The sequence below is a fragment of the Streptomyces sp. NBC_00076 genome (assembly GCF_045041235.1).
Taxonomy (GTDB): domain Bacteria; phylum Actinomycetota; class Actinomycetes; order Streptomycetales; family Streptomycetaceae; genus Streptomyces.
Genome location: NZ_CP108242.1, coordinates 5,424,839 through 5,447,607, shown reverse-complemented (window position 1 = coordinate 5,447,607; position 22,769 = coordinate 5,424,839). Strand labels below are relative to the sequence as shown.

Annotated in this window: 24 protein-coding genes; 14 read left to right on the top strand and 10 right to left on the bottom strand. The window is 68.7% G+C overall.

What is annotated here, in order from left to right; genetic code table 11:
- Positions 1 to 227 precede the first annotated feature (227 nt).
- The 3 genes from OHA64_RS24760 to OHA64_RS24750 form a co-directional block, all read right to left on the bottom strand.
- Positions 228 to 431, bottom strand: a complete 204-nt coding sequence (locus tag OHA64_RS24760) for a cold-shock protein (RefSeq protein ID WP_010986199.1) — start codon at positions 429 to 431, stop codon at positions 228 to 230.
- Between the two features lie 265 nt (positions 432 to 696).
- Positions 697 to 1,047: a MerR family transcriptional regulator gene (locus OHA64_RS24755; protein ID WP_405616602.1), complete on the bottom strand. Its 351-nt coding sequence runs from the start codon at positions 1,045 to 1,047 to the stop codon at positions 697 to 699.
- A 141-nt stretch (positions 1,048 to 1,188) separates the two neighbouring features.
- A complete protein-coding gene (locus OHA64_RS24750) occupies positions 1,189 to 1,836 on the bottom strand; it encodes a hypothetical protein (protein ID WP_405616600.1) in 648 nt (215 codons plus the stop codon).
- 217 nt (positions 1,837 to 2,053) lie between these two features.
- Between OHA64_RS24750 and OHA64_RS24745 the strand changes: the two genes are divergently transcribed.
- The gene (locus OHA64_RS24745; protein WP_405616598.1) at positions 2,054 to 2,425 is read left to right on the top strand and encodes a hypothetical protein; all 372 of its coding nucleotides are present in this window, start codon (positions 2,054 to 2,056) and stop codon (positions 2,423 to 2,425) included.
- Positions 2,426 to 2,490: 65 nt separating this feature from the next.
- On the opposite strand, the gene OHA64_RS24740 is transcribed toward OHA64_RS24745, so the two are convergent.
- Both OHA64_RS24740 and OHA64_RS24735 read right to left on the bottom strand, forming a co-directional pair.
- Positions 2,491 to 3,156, bottom strand: coding sequence for a DUF4328 domain-containing protein (locus OHA64_RS24740; RefSeq protein WP_405616596.1), 666 nt, complete (start codon positions 3,154 to 3,156; stop codon positions 2,491 to 2,493).
- Positions 3,157 to 3,285: 129 nt separating this feature from the next.
- Entirely contained in the window at positions 3,286 to 4,041 is a 756-nt protein-coding gene (locus tag OHA64_RS24735) for a dienelactone hydrolase family protein (RefSeq protein ID WP_405616594.1), read from the bottom strand.
- Between the two features lie 120 nt (positions 4,042 to 4,161).
- Between OHA64_RS24735 and OHA64_RS24730 the strand changes: the two genes are divergently transcribed.
- Positions 4,162 to 4,764, top strand: a complete 603-nt coding sequence (locus tag OHA64_RS24730) for a TetR family transcriptional regulator (RefSeq protein ID WP_405616592.1) — start codon at positions 4,162 to 4,164, stop codon at positions 4,762 to 4,764.
- A 129-nt stretch (positions 4,765 to 4,893) separates the two neighbouring features.
- A complete protein-coding gene (locus OHA64_RS24725; RefSeq protein ID WP_405616590.1) occupies positions 4,894 to 5,265 on the top strand; it encodes a DUF6479 family protein in 372 nt (123 codons plus the stop codon).
- Between the two features lie 59 nt (positions 5,266 to 5,324).
- Here OHA64_RS24725 and OHA64_RS24720 read toward each other — a convergent pair whose 3' ends face one another.
- A complete protein-coding gene (locus tag OHA64_RS24720; RefSeq protein ID WP_405616588.1) occupies positions 5,325 to 5,861 on the bottom strand; it encodes a hypothetical protein in 537 nt (178 codons plus the stop codon).
- Positions 5,862 to 6,058: 197 nt separating this feature from the next.
- On the opposite strand from OHA64_RS24720, the gene OHA64_RS24715 reads away from it, so the two are divergent.
- Positions 6,059 to 6,634: an FxLYD domain-containing protein gene (locus tag OHA64_RS24715; RefSeq protein WP_405616586.1), complete on the top strand. Its 576-nt coding sequence runs from the start codon at positions 6,059 to 6,061 to the stop codon at positions 6,632 to 6,634.
- 267 nt (positions 6,635 to 6,901) lie between these two features.
- Positions 6,902 to 7,978, top strand: a complete 1,077-nt coding sequence (locus OHA64_RS24710; protein WP_405624085.1) for an aminopeptidase P family protein — start codon at positions 6,902 to 6,904, stop codon at positions 7,976 to 7,978.
- 69 nt (positions 7,979 to 8,047) lie between these two features.
- Here OHA64_RS24710 and OHA64_RS24705 read toward each other — a convergent pair whose 3' ends face one another.
- Positions 8,048 to 8,743, bottom strand: a complete 696-nt coding sequence (locus OHA64_RS24705; protein WP_405616584.1) for a DUF6445 family protein — start codon at positions 8,741 to 8,743, stop codon at positions 8,048 to 8,050.
- A gap of 132 nt (positions 8,744 to 8,875) precedes the next feature.
- Positions 8,876 to 9,835, bottom strand: a complete 960-nt coding sequence (locus OHA64_RS24700; protein WP_405616582.1) for an alpha/beta hydrolase family protein — start codon at positions 9,833 to 9,835, stop codon at positions 8,876 to 8,878.
- 375 nt (positions 9,836 to 10,210) lie between these two features.
- Between OHA64_RS24700 and OHA64_RS24695 the strand changes: the two genes are divergently transcribed.
- A complete protein-coding gene (locus OHA64_RS24695) occupies positions 10,211 to 10,918 on the top strand; it encodes a DUF4142 domain-containing protein (protein ID WP_405616580.1) in 708 nt (235 codons plus the stop codon).
- Between the two features lie 18 nt (positions 10,919 to 10,936).
- Here the strand turns inward: OHA64_RS24695 and OHA64_RS24690 are convergent, their stop codons facing one another.
- Complete coding sequence (locus OHA64_RS24690) at positions 10,937 to 12,682, bottom strand: glycoside hydrolase family 13 protein (protein ID WP_405616578.1); 1,746 nt, start codon at positions 12,680 to 12,682, stop codon at positions 10,937 to 10,939.
- Positions 12,683 to 12,906: 224 nt separating this feature from the next.
- Here OHA64_RS24690 and OHA64_RS24685 point away from each other — a divergent pair, with 224 nt between their 5' ends.
- The 6 genes from OHA64_RS24685 to OHA64_RS24660 all read left to right on the top strand — a co-directional run bounded on the left by OHA64_RS24685 (position 12,907) and on the right by OHA64_RS24660 (position 19,158).
- The gene (locus tag OHA64_RS24685) at positions 12,907 to 13,842 is read left to right on the top strand and encodes an LAETG motif-containing sortase-dependent surface protein (RefSeq protein ID WP_405616576.1); all 936 of its coding nucleotides are present in this window, start codon (positions 12,907 to 12,909) and stop codon (positions 13,840 to 13,842) included.
- 243 nt (positions 13,843 to 14,085) lie between these two features.
- The gene (locus tag OHA64_RS24680; protein ID WP_405616573.1) at positions 14,086 to 14,604 is read left to right on the top strand and encodes a hypothetical protein; all 519 of its coding nucleotides are present in this window, start codon (positions 14,086 to 14,088) and stop codon (positions 14,602 to 14,604) included.
- Positions 14,604 to 16,172, top strand: a complete 1,569-nt coding sequence (locus tag OHA64_RS24675) for a WXG100 family type VII secretion target (RefSeq protein ID WP_405616571.1) — start codon at positions 14,604 to 14,606, stop codon at positions 16,170 to 16,172. Before OHA64_RS24680 ends, OHA64_RS24675 begins: the two co-directional genes overlap by 1 nt.
- 29 nt (positions 16,173 to 16,201) lie before the next feature.
- Entirely contained in the window at positions 16,202 to 17,551 is a 1,350-nt protein-coding gene (gene mycP, locus OHA64_RS24670; RefSeq protein ID WP_405616569.1) for a type VII secretion-associated serine protease mycosin, read from the top strand.
- 147 nt (positions 17,552 to 17,698) lie between these two features.
- A complete protein-coding gene (locus OHA64_RS24665) occupies positions 17,699 to 18,145 on the top strand; it encodes a hypothetical protein (RefSeq protein ID WP_405616567.1) in 447 nt (148 codons plus the stop codon).
- 5 nt (positions 18,146 to 18,150) lie between these two features.
- Positions 18,151 to 19,158, top strand: a complete 1,008-nt coding sequence (locus tag OHA64_RS24660) for a hypothetical protein (protein WP_405616565.1) — start codon at positions 18,151 to 18,153, stop codon at positions 19,156 to 19,158.
- Positions 19,159 to 19,257: 99 nt separating this feature from the next.
- Here OHA64_RS24660 and OHA64_RS24655 read toward each other — a convergent pair whose 3' ends face one another.
- Positions 19,258 to 20,634: an IS1380 family transposase gene (locus OHA64_RS24655; RefSeq protein ID WP_405609030.1), complete on the bottom strand. Its 1,377-nt coding sequence runs from the start codon at positions 20,632 to 20,634 to the stop codon at positions 19,258 to 19,260.
- A 53-nt stretch (positions 20,635 to 20,687) separates the two neighbouring features.
- Between OHA64_RS24655 and OHA64_RS24650 the strand changes: the two genes are divergently transcribed.
- Entirely contained in the window at positions 20,688 to 21,986 is a 1,299-nt protein-coding gene (locus tag OHA64_RS24650; RefSeq protein WP_405616563.1) for a hypothetical protein, read from the top strand.
- On the top strand, positions 21,979 to 22,635 hold the full coding sequence (locus OHA64_RS24645; RefSeq protein ID WP_405616561.1) for a hypothetical protein: 657 nt from the start codon (positions 21,979 to 21,981) through the stop codon (positions 22,633 to 22,635). The genes OHA64_RS24650 and OHA64_RS24645 overlap by 8 nt, the downstream gene beginning before the upstream one ends.
- Positions 22,636 to 22,769: the final 134 nt, after the last annotated feature.

Below are 22,769 nucleotides of genomic sequence, written 5' to 3'. Positions count from 1 at the left end.
TAGGCAAGTCGGCGGGGGCCGTGGTCAGCACGGCTGTCCAGGACGCCCGGACGCGTATTCGCGAGGGTCGATCACGGGGGACACGCCCGGCAACACAGCGCGGGCGGCGCCAATTCGGGAGCCTGGATCCGGCTCGGTTTCCCGGCGGGGAAACGGGGAAACAAACGGGGCCCGCACCCAAGGTGCGGGCCCCGTTTCGCCGTAGCGCGCGAGCGATCGCGGATAAATCAGGCAGGAACGATGTTCTCGGCCTGCGGGCCCTTCTGGCCCTGCGTGACGTCGAACGTCACCTTCTGACCTTCCTGCAGCTCACGGAAGCCCTGGGTGGCGATGTTCGAGTAGTGAGCGAAAACGTCGGCGCCGCCGCCGTCCTGCTCGATGAAGCCGAAGCCCTTTTCCGCGTTGAACCACTTCACGGTACCGGTGGCCATGTCATATCTCCTGAAGGCAGTGCTTGGGGACCCGCACTGCGCGAGCCTCCTCATCGCTGCGATGATCACCTGCCCGGAAAAACCGGCAGCAAAATGGCAACCACACTTGCAACTGAGACCGAGCCTAGCACGGGAGGTCCTGAAACAAATCGGAGGCGAGAGCGAAGTAATGCGGGCGAGTGATATCCGCTAAAACCCTGCCGGGATTCACCGAGGAATTCTTTTCCACCGCGGCCCGCAATCCTGCTCCGGCGATGTCAGGTTTTCACTCGCCGTGCGCCCCTGCTCCGGAGACCCCCGCCGGGCGGCGCAGCTCCTCATTGTCCCGCAGGGCGTCCTCCAGCCGGTCCTCCAGGCCGATGATGCGGCAGGCGGCTTCGACGGGCGTGCCCTGGTCGACCAGCTCCCGGGCCCTGACGGCCAGCCGCAGCTGGTGCCGGGAGTAGCGGCGGTGACCGCCGTCCGACCTGGTCGGAGCGATCAGCCCGGTCTCGCCGAGAGCCCGCAGGAAGCCGGGCGTGGCACCGATGAGTTCGGCCGCCCGGCCCATGGTGTACGCCGGGTAGTGGTCGTCGTCGAGCGGGTCGCCGACGGGCGGCTGCTCTTGTGAGGGCATGTGCGCCTTCCCGCGGGTCGCCGGGGCGCGGCCCGCCACAGGGGCTGGTTCCTGCCCGAGAACTCTAGTCGTCCGGGTGGAATTCCTGCTGCGGCGGGCACAGATATTCACTTGGATGTTCCACTGCCGTACCCGTCCCGCTCAGGCCTCGACGACCAGGGCCCGGCACGGGCCGGACGACGTACCGAGCAGGCCGTCGTCCCGGGGCTCGGCGGCGACGGACCGCCACCCCCAGGAACGCAACGCCTCCAGGGTTCTGACGTCACCCCGGTCGACCAGGAAGACACCGAGCGCGCCGTCGTGGTCGGTGAGCAGCCGCTTCTGCAGTCGCCGGGCGAGGTTCCAGTCGCGGTCCTGGTCCTGGGCCCGCACCCGGTCCGGCACCAGGATCCCGGAGACCGCGAAGAGCCCGCCGGAGGCGGCGAGGCGGAGCAGGTGCTGGGGGAGGCATCCGTCCAGGCCCCGCCACCAGGGGCCCTCGACGCGGACCGGAAAGCCGTACGCGCACCCCGTCAGCACGGACGTCTCGTCGCGGACGACGGTCTCCGCGACCAGCAGCGCGAACCCGGGCTGCCGTACCTCGACCGCCAGCCGCCGCAGGAAGGTGGTGCGGGACCTGGCCCACTGCTCCGGCACGACGCCCGAGGTCTCCGCGTACAGATCACCGAGTTCCCACCAGCGGTCCTCGACCTGACCTCGGCTCAGTGGGCGCAGGCGTTCCCCTTCGAGGGGCGAGGGGTACCGGCGCCGGCGCTGCGGCGAGGTGGGAGGGGGCACGTTCAAGGTCATCGCCCGAGCCCTGCCCCGGGCGCGGACGGGCCGGCCCGGCGTCGTGGTCCGCCGAGAACGGCACCGCGGGAGGGGCGCACGAGGAGCCCTCGGCCCTTTCACCGTACTCCCGCCCGCACACCCCCTGCCGGGCCTGTACTGTCCGACCGGCCAGAAGCGCCCGGGCGTACGGTGGACATACCGGGGCATGCGGCAGAACCGGAGACAGGTGACCGTGATGCACACGAGGCCCGACAGCTCCCCCAGCACGCAGAGCGCGCCGACAGCTCCGGCCGTCTCCACCCCCGTACGCACCGAAGCGGACGCGCACCTGGCCGCGGACATGTCGCCGCCCGAGGGCGAGGGGCTCGCCGAGGTCCGCATCATCGCGGCGGACCCCGACGTCGCCCAACGGGTCGCGCTGCTGCTCCGCCACGGCTTCCACTGCGACGAACCGCGCAGCTATCCGGCGGGCCCCGACGGCCACGGCACCCTGCTCCACCTGACGGTCGACACCGGCCAGCCCCCGGACGAGCCCCCCGCCGCCTCCCCCTGGCTGATCAGCAGCCGCTCCCAGGCCTCCCGCACCCACACGGACGAACCCGGCTGACCTGGGGTTCGAACTACTGCGAGGGGTCGAACTAGTCCCCGGGACGGGTGAGTTCGAAACAAACCTCAGGCCCTGCCCGCCCCCGTCAGCCGCTCGAGCTGCACCGCCGTGACCGCGCGGACCACGAAGACGGCCGCCACGGCCGCGCCCACGATCGCCGCGTCGGCGGCCAGGAGCATCCAGACGTCGGTGTAGGCGCGGGCGATGATCTCGTCCGTGTCGTCCGTGTACATGAGGCCGACGCCGCCGGCCAGGCCTATCAGCCACAGGCCCCACCACCAGTTCACCGAACGCGGCAGCCGCCTGCCGGGCGCGCTCGCGCGGTGGATGTCGACGACGAGACCCCGCGGGACCCAGAGGTTGGCCAAGGGCAGGATCCAGCCCAGGTACACCCAGATCGCGGAGTAGCGGGGCCGTTCGCCCGACAGGGCGCGGGCGTTGTCGCGGGCGCGCCACAGCCAGGACAGGAACACGAGCGCGCAGAGCACGGCGGTGGCGCTGCCCAGGGTGTTGACGATGTGGTACCCGTCCTCCAGCGAGGTCAGCTTCCGGTGCTCGCCGCCGCCCTGGTCCGGCGGCCCGGATGCCGGCTGCCCCGCCACCGCGAGGCGTGTCTCCCACGCCGCCCGGGCCAGCCACGCGACCCCGGTGAGGGCGAGGGCCGCGACCGCACAGCGCGCCGAGGCTTGGAAGGAGGGCGAGTTGGAGGGCTGCACCTTTTGATCATTCACCCGGTCAATTCTGAGGGTGGCGGGACACGTGGGTCATCACGAAAGCGCTCCGCGATGGTCACAGCCACGCCATACGCCCCCGCCGCCCCCTAGTTCTGCTGCCCCGCCAGTTCTGCGACCCCCGCCCCGTCACAGGGCCCTGTCCAACAGGTCGAGCAGGGCCTTCCAGTGACGCTCCGTCACCTGGGCGCCGTACATCGCGGTGTCCGCCTGGGTGAAGCCGTGGCGCGCACCCGGGTACACCTCGCTCCGGTGGCGGACGCCCGCCGCGCCGAGCGCCTTCGCCAGCCGGTCGATCTGTTCGGCGGGGTTGGCGGCGTCCTGGTCGGCGTGCCCGAAGTACAACTCCGCGGTGATCCGGTCGGCCAGCAGATGCGGACTGTCCGGCGCCTCGGTCGCGAGATACGCCCCGTGGAAGCCGGCCGCGGCGGCGACCCGGTCCGGATACGTGCCCGCGGTCCGCAGGGCGAGGCCCGCTCCCATGCAGTAGCCGGTGATCCCCGCCGGGCCCTCGCCGGTCAGCGGGGACGCGGCCAGCCAGTCCAGATACGCGGCGGCGTCCCGCATCGCGCCCTCGGGAGTGAGCGTCCGTGCGGCCGGGCCCAGTCGCTGGATGATCTCCGGCCGCTCGGCGGGGTCGATGAACTCGGGCAACTCCACCACGGGCGCGGGCCCGTACCGGTAGAAGACGTTCGGCACCAGGACCGTGTATCCGGCCGAGGCGAGCCGGTCGGCCATCGACCGGAGATGCGGCCGCAGCCCGAAGCCGTCCATGAAGAACAGCACGGCGGGGTGCGGGGACCCGTCGTCGGGGTGGGACAGGTAGGCGTCGGCGATGCCGTCCGGGGTTGAGATCTCCACGGACGATCCGAGCACAGCGGTCATGAGGGCCTCTCGCGCGGCGGAACTTCGTGCACCTTGACTTCGTAGATGAAACTGAGTGTCAGGCTAGCCAGCGGGTATCGACGCTGCAAGCGAGAGCCGGAGGGCCGCTACGATCCTGGGATGACCGGAGCACCACACAGCGCCCGTTCGCGCACGAGGGACATCGCCAAGGCCGCCGTACGGGCCGAACTGGCCCAGGTCGCCTTCGAGTTGTTCCACCGCGACGGCTTCGACAAGGTCACCCTGGACGATCTGGCCGCGGCGGCCGGAGTGTCCCGAAGTACGTTCCTGCGCTACTTCGGCACCAAGGAGGACGCGGTCCTCGCCGCGTTCGACGGCCAGGACCGCCGTACCGCCGACGCCCTGCGTGCCCGCCCGGCCGGCGAGGACGACTGGACGGCGCTGCGCAGGGCTCTGGACAGCCTCATCGAGCGCTATCACCAGGACCCGGCCGGCGCCCTGGCGACGACCCGACTGGTCCGGGACACCCCGGCCCTGTGCGCCCGGCACCTGGAGAAACAGCACAGCTGGCGCCCCGCCCTGGCCGAGGCTCTCGCCGAGCGGGCGGGCACGCCGGGGGCCGCGACCCTCGGGCACACGGTCCGCGCCGCCGCCGCACTGGACTGCCTGAACGTGGCCATCGACCACTGGACGGCCTCCGACGGCCACCTGGATCTGGTGGCCCTCCTGGACGAGGCGTTCGCCACTTTCAGAGCCGTGTGACAGCACCAGGGGCAGGACGTCGCGACAGGGCCAGGGACAGGGCTTCGCGACAGCACCTCGCAACAGAAGCGACAAAGCCTTGAATGACCCAGATCACGCACTCTGGGCGTTTTCGGCCATAATCGAACTATGAGTACAGCGACGTTCGTACTAGCGGCCACGTCGAGCGAGGTACTCAACGTGATCGCCGCCTTCGCAGGTGGGCTGTTCATCGCCGGCGCCCTGGTGTTCGCCGTGGTGTTCGGCATGCGGGTCCGGGACCGGGAACTGCCGCGGCCCCGCCCCGAGGATCAGCCGCACCTTCCCCTGACCGGCCCGATCCATGAGATCCGGGAGATGCGGGAGCCGGACGAAGTGCCGGTGCCCGCGGACAAGCGGGAACGGCTCATGCCGTACCAGCTCCACGCCTCCGGAACCCGACGCGGAAAGGACCAGGTGCGAAAGCGCTGGCTGCCGGGTTCCAGCGGCTCCTTCGGCAGCGGCGGCATCGGTCACACGTGAGCACCGCCGGGCGCCCGGGGCATCGGTGCCCCGGGGCGGCGGAGCTGAACCGGTCTCGGTCAGGTCTGCTCGCGCGTCGGCCGGTACACCGCGAGTGCCCAGATCACGAAGACGTCCACGGCGATCATGACGATCGACCAGACCGGCTGGTACGGCAGGAACAGGAACTGGGCGATCATGCTCAGCGACGCCAGGAAGATACCGGTCATCCGGGCCCACGCGGCGCCGCTCAGGATCCCTCCGCCGGTGAGCACGGCGAGCCCGCCCAGGACGATCAGGATCACGCCCCAGCCGGTGAGGTTGATCTTGTAGACGTAGTCGCCGAGGTTGGCCCAGACGTCGTCCTTGGCGAGCGCGGAGATGCCCTGGAAGATCGCCAGGATGCCGTTGACCAGCATCAGGACACCGGCGAAGACGACCCCGCCGGCGGCCCGGCCGGCCTCGGCCGACGTGGGAGCGCCGCCGTAGTCGCCCCGCGCGGAGGGCCCGCCCGCCGACCGCTGGGTGTCGTCCCGGACCGGCGGCGACTGCTCCCCGCCGGTCGACTGCTGTCCGCCACCGGTGGGCGGTTGTGTGGCGTGCGGCTGATGGGTCATGGCCGGACCCCGCTTCTTCCGGGGCGGCAGGCGCGGTACGCCGTCCGCCGGTGCCGAGTGGTGTGTCCTGCGCTTCGACCATCGGGCGGGGCAGGGGCACCCGCCATGGGGACTGGGCCGTACGGGTGACGTCCGGCATGCACCCCTCCGCGCTCGGACCTTCACTGGACGGGACACATCGCACCCCGGGAGGCGACATGGCCGGTACCCGTGCACGCAGGGCGACGCACGCGGCGACAACGACGGTCACGGCCGCCGCCCTGCCCCGTCTGGCCCTGCCCCGTCTGGCCCTGGCCGGTCTGGCCCTGGTCGCGCTGACCGGCCTGACCGGCTGCTCCGGCGACGACAGCCCGTCGAGCACGGTCAGCAAGGCCGAGTCGGCTGCCCGGTCGGCCGGCAGGGAGGCGACCGCCGCCGCGTCCTCCCTCGCCTCCCTGGCCACCGAGGCGTTGGAGTCGGCGACTGCGGAGGCGGGCCGCAGGCTCGACGACATCAAGGGCGGCGTGGACGCGAAGGGCTCCGTCGCACTGGGCGAGCCGGCGGCCGACGGCGACCGTACGAAGGTGGAGGTCACCGCCAAGAACTCCACCGACTCCACGAAGTCCTTCGCGGTCCAGGTCGACTTCACCGATGAGGCCGGCAGTCTGCTCGACACGGTCGTGGTGACCGTCTCCGACGTCCCGGCCGGTGACTCCGGCAAGGCGACGGCCCGCAGCAACCGTCAGTTGACCGGCACGGTGAGGGCGAAGGCGGCGCGGGCGGTGCGGTACTGACCGGCGGCCAACCGAAAGGTACGACCTACCGAACACCGCGACCGCGACGCCCCGGCGACGACGACGCGGACCCCTGCGGCAGGACGGCGAGGCAGGACGATGACTGAGACACCGAAGGGCGGGACACCGAGGGGGGCGACACCTGAGCGCGGGACACCTGAGGAGGTGGCGCCAGAGGGCGGGACACCAGAGCACGGGGCACCTGAGCACGGGACACCGAAGGCCGCTCCCCCGGTGGCCTTCACCGAGCAGGACTACGCGGCCCGGATGGAACGAGCCGCCCGGCACGCCGCGCTCGTAGGCCTGTCCGGACTCCTCGTGTCCCCCGGCCCCGACATGCTGTGGCTCTGCGGCCACCGCCCGATCTCCAGCACCGAACGCCTCACCCTCCTCGTCCTCACCCCCGACTCCGACCCCCGGCTGCTGGTCCCGGCGTCGGAGCGCCCGGACGCGGAGGCGTCGCCGGGGGCCGGTGCCCTGCGGATCTCCGCGTGGCGGGACGGCCAGGACCCGTACGCGGCGGCGGCCGGGCTGCTGCGTCCGCACGGCCGTTACGGCGTCTCCGACGCGACCTGGTCGCTGCATCTGCTGGGTCTCCAGGAGGCGCTGCCGCTGACCACGTACCGCCCGCTGGCCGTCGCGCTGCCGATGCTGCGAGCGGTCAAGGACGAGCACGAGGTGGCCCGGCTCGCGGCGGCGGGCGCCGCCGCGGACGCGACGTACGAGGAGATCCTCTCCGTACGGTTCGCGGGGCGCCGCGAGACCGACGTGGCCGCCGACCTGGCCCGCCTGCTGCGCCAACACGGCCACAGCCAGGTCGACTTCACGGTGGTGGGCGCCGGGCCCAACGGCGCGAACCCGCACCACGGGGCAGGCGGGCGGGTGATCGCCGACGGCGACATGGTGGTCCTGGACTTCGGCGGCCTCAAGGACGGCTACGGCTCCGACACCACCCGTACGGTGCATGTGGGCGAGCCGACGGACGAGGAGCGCGCGGTCCATGAGGTCGTCCGCGCCGCCCAGCAGGCCGCCTTCGAGGCCGTGCGGCCGTATGTGCCCTGCCAGGAGGTCGACCGGACGGCCCGTGCCGTGATCGAGGACGCCGGATACGGCGAGCACTTCGTCCACCGCACCGGCCACGGCATCGGCGTCACGACCCACGAACCGCCGTACCTGGTCGAGGGAGAGGACCAGCCCCTCGTCCCCGGCATGTGCTTCTCCATCGAACCGGGCGTGTATCTCCCGGGCCGCTTCGGCGTCCGCATCGAGGACGTCGTGACGTGCACGCGGACGGGCGGGCGCCGCCTGAACGCGACACCGCACGAGATGGCCATCGTGAACTGACGCCGCCGCTCAGGCCATCAAGAATCAGGCACCGCGGAGTCAGGCACCACGGAATCAGGCACCGCGGAGTCAGGCCATCCAGAAGAAGACGGCGGTCATCCGCTTCTCCGCCAACGTGCGGCCGTGGTAACCGGTCGCGCTGTGCACGAGGTTGGCGTTGTAGAGGAGCAGGCGGTTGTACCGGTGAGGCACGCGTACGTCCTCCTCGAAGGCGTCGGGCGCGACGAACCGCGTACCGAGCGCGTCGACGAGGTTGTTGTGCGGGGCCTGCACGACATTGCCGCCGAGCCGCCCGCCGGGCAGGGACTGCCGGTAGAAACTGGTCCCGCAGTCCTTGGGCACACCGGAGTTGAGATACAGCACGGCCGCGTACCGGCACAGTGACCGCGAGTCCGTGTGCGGCCGGGGCGTACTCTCCCCTTCCCCCACCACCTGCACGCAGTTGTGGTTGAGGGTGCCCCCGCCGGGCGCCTTCTGCACCCACAGTTCCCTGGCCCCGGTCGCCTTCCTCACCGCCCGCTCCACCCGCGCGAGTTGTGCCGGATCAAGCCCCGGCATCGCCCGCAGCCCCGGCCACGCCTCCGGCTTGTGCGGATATCCCTCGACCCAGTCGTCCTTGCCGAGACAGCCTTCCCGCACGGCGTCGACGTCCGGCAGCACGTCGTCGATCACCCAGTAGTCGCGGCCCTTGGTGGGCTTGCGGTAGGGAAGGACGGGGAGGGACGCGGCCCTCCCGGGCCGCGAGGACCGCTGTGGCATGGACATGCGGCGAATCTAGGTCCGAGGCCCGTCAGGACTCTCCCGCGTTTCCCTCCAGAGTCTCCCGCGAAGTGGTCAATGTTCGGTCAACCGGGAGGGAGGGGCGGGGGCCGGGGTGAGGGCGGGGGTGTCGCGGGCCTACTTGGATTCGACCCGTCCGAGCGGGTCGGGGCCGGCCGTCAGCGCGTCACACGCCGCCTGCCAGGCGGAGTCCCCGGGGTAGAGCACGCTCCGGAGGTAGGCCCAGGTGAGGCGCTGGACCGCGGACACCCGCTCGAGGTTCTCGTCCGTGGTCTCGGCGACGTCGTATCCGGAGATCCCGCCGAGCCCGTGTTCCGCGTCGAACAGGGTGAGCAGGGACTTGGGGCCCGGGGCCAGGTGGTACGGGTCGGCATGCCAGTCCGGGCCCCGCACCGTCAGGTGGCCGGAGACGTCCTTGTCACCGGCGACCACCAGCGTGGGCGTCGCCATCTCGGAGAAGTCCGTGGTCAGGAAGAAGGAGAGAGCCTCCGCCACGGACTCGGTGAGGGCGTCGCCGCCCCTGCCGGGCGCGGCAAGCAGGACACCCGCCTTGATCCGGGGCTCGACCAGGTTCACCTCCGTTCCGTCATCCGGATCGGTGAGCCGTGCGCCCAGCAGCAGGCTCGCGGTGTGGCCGCCCATCGAATGCCCTGCTACGGCGACCCTCCTTCGGTCCAGGCGCCCGAGGAGCTGCGGGACGGCGGCCTCGATCACATCGAGCTGGTCGAGGACGCGCGTCATGTCCTCGGCCCGGGACCGCCAGTACATCGGTGCCCCGGGGGTGCCGGGATCCAGGCTCAGCGTTCTCGAACTCAGATGCGTGGGCTGGATCACGACGAAGCCGTGCGCCGCCCAGTAGTTGACGAGAGGGGCGTAACCGTTCAGCGAGGAGAGGTGGTTGGAGTAGCCCTGACCGTGCGAGAGGAGGATGACCGGCAGGTCGCTCCCCGTCACGGGCGCGGAGACCCGCACCTCCAGGTCCACGGCTCGGCCGGGAGCCGGCAGCACCACCGGAGAGACCGAGAGGACGGGAGTGGGCGAGCCGAACGTGTCGGCCGCGTACGTCGATTCACTCATGATGCGACTTCCGTTGAATGGCCTCTGCCATGTGCGACCGGATCGTCGGGCCGGCCGCGGGCGAGGCGGTCAGGAGCGCCCGGCTTCAGGCAGGCCGAAACGGAGCGTTGTTCCACTTAGAATACGGAACATCGTTCCGCTTTGTCAACGGCCATCAGAAGCACCTGGTCGCGGCGGCCGTACGCGGGCGCGGGAAACGGGAAGTCCCCCACGTCGACCGCGACTTCCCCCTGCGCCCCACTGCCACCTCGAGCAAATTTTTTACCAATCCAATGAACTTCGGGGGCCCCCGCATCCGTACTCCTGTCCGTCAGGCCCGCCGACCGGTGGGCACCCGGCCGGGCAGGAGGCACCGTGGGCATTTCGCGGAACGCAATGGGAACTCTCTTCGTGGGTGGTGCTCTCACGTTGACCCTGGCGGCGCTCGCCTATCCCTCGATGCTCGGTCTCGACACCGTCTCCAGCTCCCAGGACCGGGTCATCTCCCAGACCCAGTGGGGGCCGTTGACGGAGGGAGACCGGGACTTCGTGGTCAAGGTCCGGGCGGCCGGGCTGTGGGAATACCCCGTGGGGCAGATCGGGGTGGGCAAGGGGACGGCGAAGGAGGTCGTGACGGCCTCCAACCACCTGATCGACGGTCACGCCGCGCTGGACACGACCTGCCGCAAGATCGCCCCCATGCTCAACATCACCCTGCCCAACGTGGCCAGTCCGCAACAGGTGGGCTTCGTCAACCAGCTGTCTGCGGACCCCAAGGGCAACCAGTTCGACTCCGACTTCGCCAACATCCTTCGGGTGACGCACGGTTCGATCTTCAACACGATCGCGAAGATCCGGTCCACCACGAAGAACAGCCTGGTGCGGCAGCTGGCCGACCAGGCCAACGACACCGTCCTGGACCACATCACGGTCATGGAGGACACCGGGTTGGTCAACTTCGACCAGGCCCTCTTCACCCAGACCACCCCGCCGAAGCTGCCCTCGGACCAGCTCACCCCGCCCGCGGCGCAGCCCGGCGAACCGATGATCGTCCTCAGCCCGCCGCCGACCGCCACGACGACCCCGCCGACCATCAGGCAGTAGTCGGCCGGCCGAGTGGTCCTACGCGACCCACACCGTGGTGTCCGGGCCGAGCCGCCCGTCCGCCAGGGGAGCGCTGCTCAGCAGCACCTCTCCGGGCGGCAGCGGAACGGCCGTCCCGGACAGGTTGGTGACACAGCGCCAGCCGCCGTGGCGGGCGAAGTCCAGCACCCCGGTCGGGCTGTCGTCCGCCCAGGTCAGCGACTCGCCCTCCTGGAGTTTGCGGCGCACCCTCAGGGCCGTGCGGTAGAACTCCAGGGTCGAGCCGTCGGTCCCGTCCTGCGCCTCGACGGCGTAACGAGCGAAGCTCTCCGGCTGCGGCAGCCAGGCACCACCCGCCCCGAAGCCGTACGACGGCCCCGTCGTCGCCCACGGCAGCGGCACCCGGCATCCGTCGCGCCCCTTGCGGACGCGTCCCGTCTGTTCCCAGATCGGGTCCTGGAGCACCTCGACGGGCAGGTCGGCGACCTCGGGCAGGCCGAGTTCCTCGCCCTGGTAGACGTACGACGACCCGGGCAGCGCCAGCATCAGCAGCGTGGCCGCCCGGGCTCGTCGTAGGCCCGCCGCCTCGTCCACCGCCGGGGCGTGGCCGCCGGTCAGCAGCCAGGCGTTGTCGTCGGTGCCGGGCGGGAGCATCAGGCGGGAGGTGTGCCGGACGACGTCGTGGTTGGAGAGCACCCAGGTGGCGGAGGCGCCGACCTCCCGCGCCGTGGCCAGCGAGTGGGCGATGACCTGGCGCAGCTCCTCCGCGTCCCAGCCGGTCTGGAGGTACTCGAAGTTGAAGGCCTGGCCGAGTCCGTCCGGGTGGGCGTACAGCGCGCGTCGGTCGCCCAGGACCCAGGCCTCGGCGATGGCCATCCGGGGCGGGGAGTAGGAGTCGAAGACCCTGCGCCAGTCGCGGTAGATGTCGTGGACGTCGTCGCGGTCGTAGTAGGGGTGGGCGCCGGGCGGGAACTCGGCCAGGGCCCCCTCGCCGCCGAGTGCGTGGGCGCCGAGGTCACGCAGCGGCTCGTCGAGGTCCTTGGCGAGGGCATGGGCGACATCGACACGGAAGCCGTCGACGCCGCGGTCGGCCCAGAAGCGCAGGGTGGTGCGGAAGTCGGCGCGGATCTCGTCGTTCGCCCAGTTCAGGTCGGGCTGTTGGGGCGCGAACAGGTGCAGGTACCACTGTCCGTCCGGCACCCGCTGCCAGGCGCTGCCACCGAAGACGGACTGCCAGTCGGTGGGCGGGTGTTCGCCGTGCGTGCCGCGTCCGTCGCGGAAGACGTAGCGGTCGCGGGCGGCGGAGCCGGGGCCGGCGGCAAGGGCCTCCTGGAACCAGACGTGCTGGTGGGAGGTGTGGTTGGGGACGAGGTCGACGATCACCTTGAGGCCGAGGCGGTGGGCCTCGGCGGCCAGTTCGTCGAAGTCGTCGAGGCTGCCCAGGCGCGGGTCGACGTCACGGTAGTCGGCGACGTCGTAGCCACCGTCGGCGAGTTCGGAGGGGTAGAAGGGGCTGAGCCAGAGGGCGTCGACACCGAGGGCCGCGAGGTGGTTCAGCCGCAGGGTGACGCCCTTCAGGTCCCCGAGGCCGTCTCCGTCGGCGTCGGCGAAGCTGCGGGGATAGACCTGGTAGACGACGGCCTGCCGCCACCAGTCGGGGTCGCGGGAGGACAGGTCGACAGGCGGGCCGGGGCGGGCGGAACGGTCGGCGCGGGGGGCGGTCACGCGGTCTCCCTCGGAGCGGTGGTCAGACGCGGGCACTGCGACACTCACGTACCTGTCCATATTGCCCGTAAAGCGAACTCGACGCCGTCCGGAGCAGTTCATTCCTCCTGTGACGAAATCGTGATGGATCTTTGAACCATCCCTGTATTGCCGCAGGTTGACAGCTTCCGCAGGGCGATCCACGATGTGCGAACACCGTGATTCATGTGACCAGTGAGACCGGTGTTTCTTGAGACCGGTGCTCTGTGGAGCACCTGCCACCCCCTCACCCCCAAGGGATCCGCATGTCCATAGCCAGACGTGTCACCGCGCGCCGCCTGCTGGGGACGGGTGCCGCGGCGCTCGTCCTCTGCGCCGTCTCAGCCCCGACCTCCTGGGCCCACGGCACTCCCGGCGGCGACGGATGGAAGTCCGGCGGCACCTACAAGCCCGGCACGGGCGCGGGCACGGAGACCGGGACCGACCGCTGCCAGTTCTCCCTGGACGGATCGAAGTTCTTCGACTCGGTCAAGGTCGACGACCAGAACCTCAAGCCCACCGACGACGGCAAGGTCCACGTCAAGGTCCGCACCGCCGGTGACGCCACCTCCTGCACCGCCTCGCTGGCCTCGTACCTCGCCCACGGCGCCACCTTCAACACCTCCGGCGAGCAGGTCTTCGTCGACTTCGACTCGGTGACCGTGAAGCCCGGGCAGACGGAGTCCCTCGACATCGCGGTGCCGGACGCGGGCTGCTTCGCGCAGGTCGACCTGTACCGGGGCGCGGTCAAGTTCGACGGCGAGCTCGACGCCAAGGACGGCTTCGTCCACGGCGAGCTGCCCAAGGGTCCGGACCGCCCGGTCATCAAGGACAACCTGATCGCGAGCTGGAACGGCGGCACGAAGGACTGCACGACGGTCCCGTCCGAGCCGCCGGCCACCCCGACCTCCCCGCCCGCGACGACCCCGGAGCAGCCCGAGCCCTCGACGCCGGCCGAGGAGACCACGCCTCCGGCCGACGAGACCCCGGGCACCGAGTCCCCCGGTACAGACACCCCCACCCCCTCGGCCTCCGAGTCCACCACCGCCCCGGCCACCACGCCGAAGGGCGGCGGCGACGACCTCGCGGAGACCGGCGCCAACAGCAACACCGGCCCGATCGCGATCGGCGCGGCGGTGCTGCTGGCGGGCGGGGCGGGCCTCGTGGTCATGACGCGGCGTCGCAAGGCGACTCGCTCCTGACCGACGCGGACTGAGCAGTCCTGGACTGCATGAGCAGTTCTGAACCTGAAGAGGCCGCCCGCCGTCATGGTGCGGGCGGCCTCTTCGGCGTTCCCTTCTCGGTGTTCTCTTCTCGGTGTTCTCTTCACGGCGGTTGGCTGGAATCTCCCCGCTCTGGCCACGCCCTGGCTGTCCGCTGTCACTGCCGATAGTTAGAGTTACTTATGAGTCGTTGACTGCTGATGGCGTACGGGGGAGGACAAGTTGCCGAGCGACGGTGGCGCGACGGCGGGGCCGTCATGGGTGTTCGACGTGTTCAACATGGCACAGGCCGCTGCAGGTGCCGCGAGCGAAGTGGCCGCCGAACTGTCGTCGTTCACGACGTTCCGGACCCGCGTCGACGAGCTGATCCGTGATCTGAAGAGTTCGGCCGCGGGCCCGGACAAGCTCGGCCAGGAGCGGCTGGTACGCAACCAGCTCGGTGGCGGGGACGGGGCATGGGCCGAGGCAGCCGGACTGCACGCCGCGTACGAGACGGTGATAGGCGAACTGGAGACCCTGTCCAAGCTCCTGTCCGACTCCATGGAGGGCATGGCCATCGCCGTGCTGGCATCACACAAGGGCTACCAGAACATCGACCTGGACGTCCGTGACCGTATGGCGGCGATCAGCGCGGAAACAACGAAGCACTACGGCGGGAGCTACGACCCCGAGCAGGCGCGAACGGGCCGGCACGACGTCGCCAAGCGCCCGTCCGGCAACGACGCCGGAGGTTCGATCTGATGCCGGGCAAGGGAACCGCGGGCGGCACGCCCTTCGAGGACATGAGCCACGAGCAGATGCTGGCGTGGCTGGATCAGGCCAACTCCGGGACGGTGCAGGCCGCCGCCGACCGTCTCGTCAAGGCGGCCAAGGAGATCCGCAGCATCGCCGAGGACCTCAAGATCCGCCCCCAGTACGTGGAGTGGAAGGGCGAGGGCGCCCAGTCGTTCCGCACCTGGGCCGGCGATCTCGCCAACTCCACACTGCGGCTGGGCGACTTCAGCGAGAGCGCGGCGCAGTGGCTGGGGCATGCGTCGGGGGCGATCGCCAGGGCACAGACGTCCATCCCCCGCGACATGCCGGGCGCGAAGGCGAACCTCGCGGCGGCGCAGTCCGCGCACAACGATCCTGACGCGGCGGCGGTGAGCGCCAAGTCCCGAAGCGAACTGGACGCGCTGACGGCGAACCGGGAGAAGGTCCGCCTCGAGGCGGCCGATCAGATGCGGAAGCTGGGGCAGTCGTATCAGGCGTCGGCGGCGGAGATGGCGACGCTGGAGAGGCCTAAGTTTCCGCCGCCGCCGGAGGCGTTTGTGCCGCCGGAGGGCGGCAGTCGCCACACGATGGAAGCCCTGGCGCGCCCAGGCATCTCAGGGCAGGAGACATCCCCGCCGGGAAACGCTGAGATCTCGCACACACGGTCTGCTGCTCCCGATCCGCGGCAGTCCTCAAGCGTGGCATCGCCTGAACGCCGTCCACAGCTGGACGTGGAACAGCCCACACGGATGGGCATCGACTCCGTAGACACGCTGCCTCCGCGTACACAGTCCCCGCATGGTGTGCCGGAAACCCTGCCCAGCCCGGACCAGCTGAAGGGTGGTGGTCCGACGCCTCAGACCGGCACGACTCCTCCGGCATTCGGCACCCCGGTCAACACCCCGGCAGGGCAAGGGCGGGCTTCTGGCGTGGGCCGGATGCCCTTCCAGTCTGGGCAAGGGGCAACGGCGAATCCCGTACGGATGCCAGGAAGCGGCGGCGGAAACGGCAACGGTGTCGTCGGAGGTCGCCCCCTGCCCCAGTCCCCAAGCAAGTCGATGGGCATCCCGCGCGGAACCGTCGTAGGCGGCGAGGGGACGGCCCCGCGTGGACCAATGGGCCAGGCCGCTGGTTCGACGAATCCAGTCGGCCGTGCGGCGGGCCAGCAGAACCTGACACCTGGTCGTCGTCCCTCGGCCTCGAACGGCGGCGTCATCGGCGGCCGTCAGCTCCCGAACGACGGTGCGGGGAGCCCCCGTCCGCAGCAGCCGGGACGTACGGGAGCAACGGTGGCCAGACCGGGCACCCCAGGCACCCCAGCGAGTCCCGGCACAGCGGGTCGCGGTGTCGTAGGCGGCACGTCCAACGCGGGGCGCCAGAGCGAGCGGCACGGGGGCGGCGGATCTGGCGCTTCTGCTTCTCACCAGACTCCGGCGAACAGAACGCGCAACGGCAACGGCAACGGCAACGGCAACGGGCGACCATATGGCGTGGTCGAGGATGAGGAGACCTGGCGACAGGGCATCCGCCCCGCCGTGCCGCCGGTCATCGACTGACGTATCCGGGAACGAAGAGAGCGAAGTTCATGCGTACCAGTAGCACTCGTCACAGGGGCCGCCGAGCGGCGACAACGGCGGTCCTCGGCCTGCTACTGGTGGGCGCCGCGGGGACACCGGCCAACGCGGAGTCGATCCGCGAGAAGCAGTGGTTCCTCGACGCCATGAAGGCCGAGCAGATGTGGCAGACCAGCACCGGGAAGGGCATCACGGTCGCCGTCATCGACAGTGGCATCGACCCGGACAATCTCGACCTGAAGGGGCGTGTCCTGTCCGGCAAAGATCTCGCACCAGAGCAGCCGGGCGACGAGCACACCGATTACGAGGGCCACGGCACGGGAATGGCGGGGCTGATCGCCGGCACCGGTGCGTACGGTGGCGGTCAGGGAGCCTTCGGCCTCGCTCCCGGCGCGAAGATCCTCCCGATCCGCATGCCCAAGTCCGAAACGGCGGCCAACCAGGCGGAAGCGGGTAAGCAGTTCAACAAGGTTGGCTCGGAGGCGATCCGCTATGCGGCAGACGCTGGCGCACAGGTCATCAACATCTCCCTGGGGCACACGACGGGTTCCCCGCAACTGACAGAAGCAGTGAAATACGCCCTGAACAAGGGATCACTGATCTTCTCGTCTGTCGGAAACAGCGGAGCCACCACCAATCGGGTCGAGTACCCGGCTGCCACGCCGGGAGTAGTCGGTGTAGCGGCGGTGGGCAAAAACCTACGCAGAACCGCCGAGTCCGAGTACGGCCCGCAGGTCGACATGGCCGCACCCGGCGAGGACATGGTCGCGGCCTGTGGGAGCGAAAGCGGCCTGTGCCGCACGCACGGCACCAGCGACGCCACCGCCCTGGCCTCCGCCAGCGCCGCCCTGATCTGGTCCAAGCACCCCACCTGGACCAACAACCAGGTCCTCCGCGTCATGCTCAACACCATCGGCGCCCCCACGGACGGCAAGAAGCGCAACGACGCCATCGGCTACGGCATCGTCCGGCCCCGGATCGCCTTGCAGAACCCGGGCGACCCTGGCAAGGCCGACGTCTATCCCCTCCCGGACCTGAAGGCTGCCGCCTCGCAGTCACCGTCCTCAGGAACCACAGTGAACGAGGGCTCCAACGACACGGGAGCTCCTGCAGAACAGAAAACCTCGGTCTCCGCATCCAAGGACAACAGCGGCGTTCTCTGGATCGCATTGGGCTCCGGCGGTGTCGTCCTGACAGGAGGAGCAATCGCACTGGTCATGCGCAGGCGCCGGAAGCCCGCAGGCGTCCCTCTGCCGCCAGTTACTTCAGGACAATTCAGCTATCCCGAAACAGGATTCACGTCGCCGCCCGGCGCTCCGGGCGGCGGATACCCGCCCGGTCAAGGACCAGGTGCCGGGTGATTGCGAATACACGGCTTTTCAGCGCCACATGATGGCAGGATCCTTGACAGAGGCCGGAAAGGCGCGTCTTGATCATCGCTGCGTTACTGCCAAACGCTTGACAACTGCTTTGTGGCGCGCAAAATGACATACGGGGAGGGGCCACGCATGGCGTGGGAGGAGTGGGACCAGCTCAAGGCTTCGGCGGCAGAGCAGAATTCCACGCGAATGCAGCTCAACCAGCTCCCGGCCGATCAGGGGGGAAGCGGCACTCAAGGCGATCTCAAGGCTGACCACGCGGACCTTGAGGCGGTCGGCAATGCAGCCCATGACCTGTTCGACGACTTCCAACACCACAGCGGTTATGCGCGTGTCGCCTCGGTGGCGGCTGCCGGCGGGCTGAAAGACGAGGGGTTCGCGCTGGGAGCCGCTCTTGAGCACGTCGCTGAACGCTGGAGCGAGCAGTCAAAGACACTGTTGGACGCCTGCGCACACATCTCGAACCACCTGCGGTTCACCAAGAACCAGCATGCGGCCGACGAGACGTACATCGCCGGCGCGGTCAGCAAGATCTCCCTGCTGGACTCCGGCTTCGACGACCGGAAGGACCACTGACTCCGATGGACCTCGACGCGCTCCGGTTCGGCAACTTCTCCAAACTCGGTGAGGCGATCACAGACTGGGAGCAGATGACGAGGAAACTCGCCGACCTCAAGAGGGATGCGGAGAACAACCTTAAGAACAAGGCGGTCAGAGCCAAGTGGGCAGGGGTAAACGCCACAGTCACCCGCGAGTTCATCGACAAGACTGCAGCAGAGTTCGCTGACGCTCATACTCAGGCTGATTCCATCGCCAAGATCCTCAAGGACACCCGAAGCGAACTCATCGACTACCGCACACAGCTGAACGCTGTGATCGAGCGAGGCGCGAAACAGCACCTGACGGTGGTGGACACCAACTGCGGCACGTTCATGGTCAGCACGAGCCACCGCCCCGATTGGTCGTCCGATCCCAGTGGAAACGCCATGGCCGGAGATCAGAAGGCTGCCGAGGCACTCCGCAACGACATCCAGCGCATCCTCAGCAAGGCCACCGAGAGTGACAGCAGTGCGGCGAAGGTCCTCAAACTCCTCGTCGACCAGGCCAAGTACGGCTTCACCGACGCCGGCTACCCGGACCGGGACGCAGCGGCCAAGGCCGTCGCTACTGCGGAGAAGCTGGCGAAGATGGCAGAGAACCCGGCTGACATGAGTCTCGACGACATCGCCGACTTCAACCGCACGATGGAGAAGTACCACGACGACTCCCTGTTCGCGGAGCAGTTCACGAAGCGGCTGGGAGCCAAGGGAACACTCCAGTTCTGGACCGAAATGACCTACGCCCACGCAGGCGCCAGGGGCTCAGAACTCGAAACGATGAAGGACCTGCAGACCAACCTCGGCCTGACACTTGCCACGGCATCCTTCTCAGACTCGGACGCGATGCAGGATTGGAAGAAAGACCTTGTCTCCGAGCGCAACACCAACTTCCGCGCCGCGAGCTCGTTCCATCCGATCGGCGCCCTAGCCTCGAAGTTTCGTGACGGTCCGCCGACGGAGTCGGTGGACCGTTTTCGTGCCGTGGGCTGAGGCTGGGCGGAACGAAGACCCGAGTGTCGCCTCGGGGTGGCGCCGGGTTCCACTTGCCCGGCTGTTGAGGTGCTGTCGCAGGGACGGGAAAGCCCCTGGTCATCCGGGGTTCGGCAGGCGCGCGAGCCGGTCGAGGGCTGCGGTGATGTGACCGGTCCAGGGCCAGTGCCGGGCCAGGCGGAGGATCCGGCGGCGGCCGGTGGTGACGAGCTGTCCGGCCGCGGTGAACAGGCGGAGCCGTAGGCGGCGGGGTTCCCAGAGCCTGGCCTTGCCGGTCAGGGCGAGCATCGGCATCCAGGCCAGCAGGTCGAGAGCGATCTGCACGATCTCCAGCCAGATCCGGTTCTGGGCAGTGCGGTGCAGGGGCAGGTTGCGCAGGCCGGTGGCCCGGGCGGCGCGGATGCGGTCCTCGGCCCGGGCCCGCAGCCGGTGACGGAGTTCGAGCTCGGTGATCGGCCGGCCCGAGGTGTTGGTGGCGAAACAGGTCAGCCGCATGCCGTCCGCATCCGTGAGCCGCAACTGGGCCCCGGGGTGCGGTCGTTCCTTCCTGACGATCAGCCGCATGCCCTTGGGCCAGCCGTCCAGAACGTCGCCGGTGAGTTCAGCGACCCAGGCGCCGTCGCGGATCTCGCCATCGGCCTCGACGGCCGCCGTCCAGGCCGATGCCGGAACCTTCAGCACCTGCTGGTGGATCGCGTCGGTGATCACCATGCCGACCGAGTAGGACAGCCACCGGCCTCGCTGAGCGAGCCAGGCGACGAAGTCGTGGGTGCCGCCCGCGGAGTCGGTGCGGATCAGGGTCCGGCGTCCGCGCCGGTACTTCTTCGGCAGCTGGGCCAAGGCCAGTTGGGCGGCGGTGATGTGGTCGGTGGCCGTGTTCGATCCCGCGTTGCCTGGTCTGAGCAGGGCCGCGACCGGTTCACCCGTGCCGCCCGGTCCGTGGTCGACGAACCCCATCAGCGGGTGGTGGCCGTAGGTTCGCTTCCATGTGGGTGCGGCGTCCTCCTTGTCCGAGTGCGCGATCACCAGCACCCCGTCGAGGTCCACGGTCACTGTCCCGCCCGCATCAGGCGCTTCCCGGCCGGCCAACCGCCAGACATGCTGGCGGACTTCGGTCCGCGCGGCACGGATGGCCCGCAGGGCTTTCTCTCCGGAGGCGGCGAGGGTGTCGATGAGGCGGGAGACCGTCGGGTCGGAGGCCACCGGCCCGAACACGGCCGGCTCGGCCCGCAGCATGGCGACATCCGCGAGGCAGTCTCCGCCCAGCGCGACCGCCAGGGCCACGTCCAGCAGGATCTTGCCCGGATCATGCACCGCCCGAGTTTTCCGCCACGGCGTCAGCGCCGCTGATATCGCGGTGTCCAAGCCGGCCTTGCGGACGGTCTCGACCAGCAGCACGCCCCCGGCCTGCGAGACCACCGTCCGGCCGCCGCCCTCGATGCGGACACGCGGGTACGACCCGATACGCTTCTTCACCTGGAGAGTGCTTCTTTCCGTGCAGCCAACAGGACCCTAGACAAGTCCCATCGTTGCAGTTCAGGAGCACTCTCCGCTTATTTGATCAAGCCTCGGACACCCCACCTCGTGAAAGCGCGAGGCTAGGCTCCCAGGTCATCAGCAGCCTCCTGCGCCAGGGGCAGTTCGACACCGAGTTCCTCGACGCCTACCGCGAGAAGTTGTTCAAGGCGGACAAGGGGGCAGGGGACTCAGGAACAGACAACCTGTGGGTCAAGGGCTACGACGCCTTGGACCTTGTCTTCGGCGACGGCAATGGCCGAGACCCGCTGGAAGGACTGTTCGATGGCCTCTCCCATAACCCCGAGGCGGCAGTACACGCCTTCGAGTCCAAGTCAGACCTGGACCACATGCTCGGTACCACGGTGTACGCGGACCGAGGAGAGTCGCTCGGACGTGCCCTGGAAAGTGCCGTCACTGGAATCGCCGCCGGTGACACCAATTCCATGGCCCCGCCGCACAGCACGACCCAAGTCAAGATCATGAACAACATCATGCATGCAGTGGCTCAGCCCGGCGGGGGCGCGGACCTGGTCACCAAAGGGCTTGGCGAGAGCTTCGGCGACATGGCGGCTGCTTATATGCCGGAGATCAGTCAGGCGTTTTCAGGACCTGGCTCTGGGGCCGTATTCATTACCAATAGCGATGCCCCTGCAGGACTTAACCTGCCTGATGTCACACGCTTCCTTTCGGCAACTTCAGCAGATCCCGCAGGAAGAGCCGGAATTATCTACGGAGAAAGCATCTACACCAGCAATCTCCTTGAGGCTCATCTTTCCAATCCTTCCCTGTTCGATGGAGACCACGAACAGGTCCTTGCCGATATCGGCAGGAACGCAGGAACCATCGAAGGAATTGTGGGACATTCTGCCGCAAATTCCGAAATCAGCGGCGCCGTCAAGGGTGAGAGCGACTATAACGACGCCTTGACAGCAAAGGGAGATTTCGCCAAAACCTGGATTGCAGTCGGCTTGACGTTCATCGAGGTCCCGGAAAGGCTTGGAGGAGCGACAATGGGGGCCGTGGGTGGAGGAGCAGTCGGGGCCGTTGCCGGAGCAGCCGTTGATCGCCTGCTGGAAGGTCAGAAACTTGAGGGCGCCAGAGACGAGGCGTTGTACTACTCCAGCCAGGACCTGTTTAGTATGCGAGATTCGGTCAGCCAGCAGACGCAGTGGTCGGTAGGAGACGCGGTGACCCGACATCATATCGACCTACCGAAGGATGGAATCATGGATACCGTCGGGCAGGCCGTTAACGATGGCTGGAAGGACAGCGATTACTTCTTGAATCGCTCCAAGGATCAATATGAATAAACCAACAACAGGGAGACCTGAAACGTATCGCACCGTGAGGAATTTTATTATCTTCCTGACGGCAGTTGGGCTCGCAGGTGGCGCAGCCTTCCTGTTTTTCATAAAAGGACTGTACCTGCTCCCGGAAAAGGTGTGCGCCGGTGCCGCGCAGCGGGACCTTGCGATCCAGACTCTGCCACGTGCGCGGGCAGCAGATGAATGGTCAGATCAGAGAGGCACGGGACGCAATTTCTCATTCGCTTGCCGGATTTCCACAAGCGGGAACTCGATTCTGTCTGGACAGGTGGATCTTCGGAATTCTTCCAAAGCTTCCTGGGTAGATTTCTATGGAGATGCCGCATCCCGCCAGGTCATAAGAATCTCGGAAGGCGACCTTGGAGCACTGGCACAACTGGATGGTGACAGCGTCTCTGCTTCCGTATATCTCCCCTGTGTACCCACAGGAATCGAAGAGGGAGATGAATCCAAGCCCTATGCTTTGGTAGCGGACGCCAGCGTGACAGGGAAGAGCAGGGCCACCGAAGCAGAGCTACGACAGGCCCTGACCGACTTCGCTTATCAACTCACCAAGCACGCCTACAAACTGGCGGACTGTAAAACCCCTCGCGACTTTCCTGAGAAACTACCCCGCTATCAGAACAATCGATGAGGAGCGGGGAGTCATCGACCTCACCATCGAAGGCGAAGCGCCCCCGGACGCGGTGACGCCAGCCGACCTCGCGGACGAGTCGGTGGAGCGCCTGCGCGAGGTGCCGAGTCGGTAGTGGTGACGCATCGCCGCAA

Coding starts and splice junctions, on each gene's coding strand:
- OHA64_RS24705 (WP_405616584.1), bottom strand. CDS start 8,743: ATGTCCATGCCACAGCGGTCCTCGCGGCCCGGGAGGGCCGCGTCCCTC.
- OHA64_RS24755 (WP_405616602.1), bottom strand. CDS start 1,047: ATGCCCTCACAAGAGCAGCCGCCCGTCGGCGACCCGCTCGACGACGAC.
- OHA64_RS24720 (WP_405616588.1), bottom strand. CDS start 5,861: ATGACCCATCAGCCGCACGCCACACAACCGCCCACCGGTGGCGGACAG.
- mycP (WP_405616569.1), top strand. CDS start 16,202: ATGCGTACCAGTAGCACTCGTCACAGGGGCCGCCGAGCGGCGACAACG.
- OHA64_RS24645 (WP_405616561.1), top strand. CDS start 21,979: ATGAATAAACCAACAACAGGGAGACCTGAAACGTATCGCACCGTGAGG.
- OHA64_RS24665 (WP_405616567.1), top strand. CDS start 17,699: ATGGCGTGGGAGGAGTGGGACCAGCTCAAGGCTTCGGCGGCAGAGCAG.
- OHA64_RS24690 (WP_405616578.1), bottom strand. CDS start 12,682: ATGGACAGGTACGTGAGTGTCGCAGTGCCCGCGTCTGACCACCGCTCC.
- OHA64_RS24735 (WP_405616594.1), bottom strand. CDS start 4,041: ATGACCGCTGTGCTCGGATCGTCCGTGGAGATCTCAACCCCGGACGGC.
- OHA64_RS24745 (WP_405616598.1), top strand. CDS start 2,054: ATGCACACGAGGCCCGACAGCTCCCCCAGCACGCAGAGCGCGCCGACA.
- OHA64_RS24725 (WP_405616590.1), top strand. CDS start 4,894: ATGAGTACAGCGACGTTCGTACTAGCGGCCACGTCGAGCGAGGTACTC.
- OHA64_RS24715 (WP_405616586.1), top strand. CDS start 6,059: ATGGCCGGTACCCGTGCACGCAGGGCGACGCACGCGGCGACAACGACG.
- OHA64_RS24730 (WP_405616592.1), top strand. CDS start 4,162: ATGACCGGAGCACCACACAGCGCCCGTTCGCGCACGAGGGACATCGCC.
- OHA64_RS24760 (WP_010986199.1), bottom strand. CDS start 431: ATGGCCACCGGTACCGTGAAGTGGTTCAACGCGGAAAAGGGCTTCGGC.
- OHA64_RS24685 (WP_405616576.1), top strand. CDS start 12,907: ATGTCCATAGCCAGACGTGTCACCGCGCGCCGCCTGCTGGGGACGGGT.
- OHA64_RS24700 (WP_405616582.1), bottom strand. CDS start 9,835: ATGAGTGAATCGACGTACGCGGCCGACACGTTCGGCTCGCCCACTCCC.
- OHA64_RS24750 (WP_405616600.1), bottom strand. CDS start 1,836: ATGACCTTGAACGTGCCCCCTCCCACCTCGCCGCAGCGCCGGCGCCGG.
- OHA64_RS24710 (WP_405624085.1), top strand. CDS start 6,902: ATGGAACGAGCCGCCCGGCACGCCGCGCTCGTAGGCCTGTCCGGACTC.
- OHA64_RS24675 (WP_405616571.1), top strand. CDS start 14,604: ATGCCGGGCAAGGGAACCGCGGGCGGCACGCCCTTCGAGGACATGAGC.
- OHA64_RS24695 (WP_405616580.1), top strand. CDS start 10,211: ATGGGAACTCTCTTCGTGGGTGGTGCTCTCACGTTGACCCTGGCGGCG.
- OHA64_RS24660 (WP_405616565.1), top strand. CDS start 18,151: ATGGACCTCGACGCGCTCCGGTTCGGCAACTTCTCCAAACTCGGTGAG.